The sequence below is a fragment of the Flavobacterium sp. genome, from assembly GCF_029242675.1.
GTDB lineage: Bacteria > Bacteroidota > Bacteroidia > Flavobacteriales > Flavobacteriaceae > Flavobacterium.
Genome location: NZ_JAQWTM010000201.1, coordinates 1 through 3,225 on the forward strand (window position 1 = coordinate 1; position 3,225 = coordinate 3,225).

Below are 3,225 nucleotides of genomic sequence, written 5' to 3' on the forward strand. Positions count from 1 at the left end.
GGTCGTCTAGATTTCCACTTTTACGGGTGCCTTTCCATTTCATATTTAGATGCTTAAATTTATTTGAAAACGAATTTATATTTTTTTTGGATATAATTACCTTTTTTTAATGATTATTAGGGTAAATCGACCCATTTCACAATGGTTTCTTCCACTATTTTCTTTAGAATAGGTTTAGATACAAAGTCGTTCATGCCTGCTAATTTACATTGTTGTTTTATTTCAAGTTCCGCACTTGCTGTAATTGCTATGATAGGGACAGATTTTCCGCCAACTAATTTTCTAATCAATTTTGTTGCTTGAAATCCGTTCATGACCGGCATTTGTATGTCCATGAAAATAATATGTGGCTCCAAATTTTCAAATTGTGCCACCGCATCTAGGCCATTGTAAAATTGATGGATATTTGCTTCTGGCAAAATGTTTTTAATAATGGTTTTGAGTAAAAGCATGTTGATTTTGTTGTCTTCAACTAGCATTACTTTCAAATTTCGTAAATAGTCCTTGTTCTGAAAAAGTAAATCAATTTCAGAGAGACTATTTTCAGTGCCTTCATTCAAAGGCTCGACACCCTCGTCAGATGTTCTTAAATTTAGATCGAAATAAAATGTGCTCCCTATGCCTACGGTGCTTTCTAAGTTTAATTTGCTATTCATTAAACCTAATAACTTATTTGAAATAGTCAATCCAAGACCTGTTCCGCCAAACTTCTTTGTTGTAGAACTATCCTCCTGCGAGAATGCTTTAAAAATTTTACTTTTATTTTCTTCTAGAATTCCAATGCCAGAATCAATTACAGCAAAACGAATTGTAGTATACTGATGATCGGTTTTTTCGATAACAGTAACATTTAACTTGATAGAACCTTTATTAGTAAATTTAACGGCATTGGCTAATAGATTTATTAATATTTGCTTTAATCGAATACTATCAACATAAAAAAATCGGTTTATTTGTGGAGCAATGTTTAATTGTAAAGCGATGTTTTTTTGGTTTGATTCATATAAAATTAGATCTCTTACTTGTTCTAATAATTCCTTAACGTCATGTTTTTCAATTAGCAAATCTAATTTTCCTGCTTCAATTTTCGAAAAGTCAAGAATATCGTTAACAATACCAAGTAATGAGTGGGCCGACTGATTGACGGTCATCATGTGTTTTTGTTGGTTTGCTTCCAATTTAGTTTTCATTAATAAATCTGTGAAACCTATGATACCATTTAAAGGTGTTCGTATTTCATGACTCATATTTGCAAGAAACTCTGACTTGGCTTTATTTGCAGCTTCAGCTAGATCTTTGGCTTTTATCACCGTTTCATTCAATTTTCTTTCGGTTATATCAAGTATAATTCCTTCAATATAAGTAATTTTTCCATCTTTCATCACCGCATCTCCAAACTCTTCTACCCATACAATTTCACCTGTTTTTTTAGTAATGCGATAAGTAAAATGAAAAGGTTTCCCTTTGGCTAATCTTTTCAATGATTCTTCCTGCACACGAGCCAAGTCTTGAGGATGAATGATATCGACATAATTGATGTGTTTTTCTAAAAACTCTGATTTGTTATAACCGGTTAACTTCTCAATTTCGTCATTGAGGTAAATTTTAGTAAACTTCTCATCGTTCTCAGATAAATAGATTGTACCCGGAATATTGTTGGCAAGCAACCTAAATTTTTCTTCACTTTCATAGATAGCAGTTTCAGTTGCAATACGATCGATAATGGTTGCGATATTACGTGCTAAAGTTTGTAAAACATTCACCTCATCGTCTGACCATACGCGTTCATGGTCGGTATCATCAAAACCTAAAAAGCCATGAAATTTATTTTTGACAAAGATGGGGAAAAGTATCAACGACAGTACTCCAACATTTTTAAGTTTCGTTCGAAGGCTTTCATTCTCAATGTTAGAGATACTTTCGATGTAAATTTTGTTCTCTAAAAGAGGATCCAGCAATTCTTCGAAGTAATCATATGGTATATTTTGTAATGCAGGATTATTATCAGCTAGATGGTCGCTGTCGTTGATCCAGCGATACTTCTGACTTATTGTTCTGTCATTTGCATTATTCTCATAATAATAAGAACGATGTGACTTAGTGGCTTTTCCCATTATGATGAGAATAGTAGCAAAAATTGCATCGAGATCTTTACTGTTTAAAAACTTTTCAGCGCACAATGTCATTGCAGCAAGGAGGTCACTTTTATATTTTAACTTGACCTCTGCGTTTAATCGATTTTGCGATTCGAAAGCAATGGTGATAACGTCAGATAAAGAACGTGTGAAATTAATGTCTTCATTGTCCCAGTTTTTAATTTTTTGAGTAGCTTCGAAGCATAAGATTCCTTTTAACTCTCCTTCAATAAAGACGGGTGTATCAAGTAGAGAATAAATGGAATTTGCTGGGAAAAATTCTTTTTGTAGGTCAACTAACATCTCACTTTGATACACGTCAGGGATAATTATTTGTGATTTGCTCGTTATAGCCTCAAAGTAATTTGGGAATTCTTCTTTGAGTAAAATACTTCCCTTACTAAATTTTTTAGTGGTGGCATTGTATTGCATTTCACATAAGACATTATCTGGACTGTATTTCCAATAACTTGCTCTACATACACCAATTATTTCTGTAGTAATTAGTAAGATGTTTTTAATAATGCTGTCGGTTGTTTGACTACTAAAATAGCTTTCTGAGGTAAACTTATTTAGAGCTTCACTATACTTTTGATTTTTAATTGCGCGTTGTGCATTCTCAATTTGGCTATTTCTAAAAAAAGTAATATCTCTAGAAATACCATAATAACCATTGATTAAATTGTTTTTGTCTCTATTAATTGCGACTTTTTGGGAGAGCCAAATTTCTTCGCCGTTCTTTTTAATTATTGGAAACTCCATCACTTTAAAATTGGTCGCATCCGCATCTGTTTTTGCATAAAAATCAAGTACTTTTTGCAAGTAATCTGGTCTTATTAATGCTCTAAAATTAGAAGTTGAAAGTTCCTCGATAGAATAGCCAGTGGTGTTCTCAGAATTTTGATTTAAGAAAATGTAGTTGCCTTTATAATCTAATTCGAAAATAATGTCATTTGCAGATTCTACTAAATTTTTATAGGATTTTTGAGTATTGATTTGGTCAGTAACATCCTGACCTATTCCGATGATTAAATCTTCAGAGTATTTTTTATCGTTCCACTGAATGTATTTGTAGCTGCCGTCTTTGCAT

General features: G+C 32.5%; 1 protein-coding gene. It reads right to left on the reverse strand.

The annotated features are described in order from the left end of the window. Positions 1-116: 116 nt before the first annotated feature. The coding region (locus tag P8M54_RS07700) for a PAS domain S-box protein (RefSeq protein WP_300286891.1) at positions 117-3,225 on the reverse strand (3,109 nt) is incomplete at its 5' end.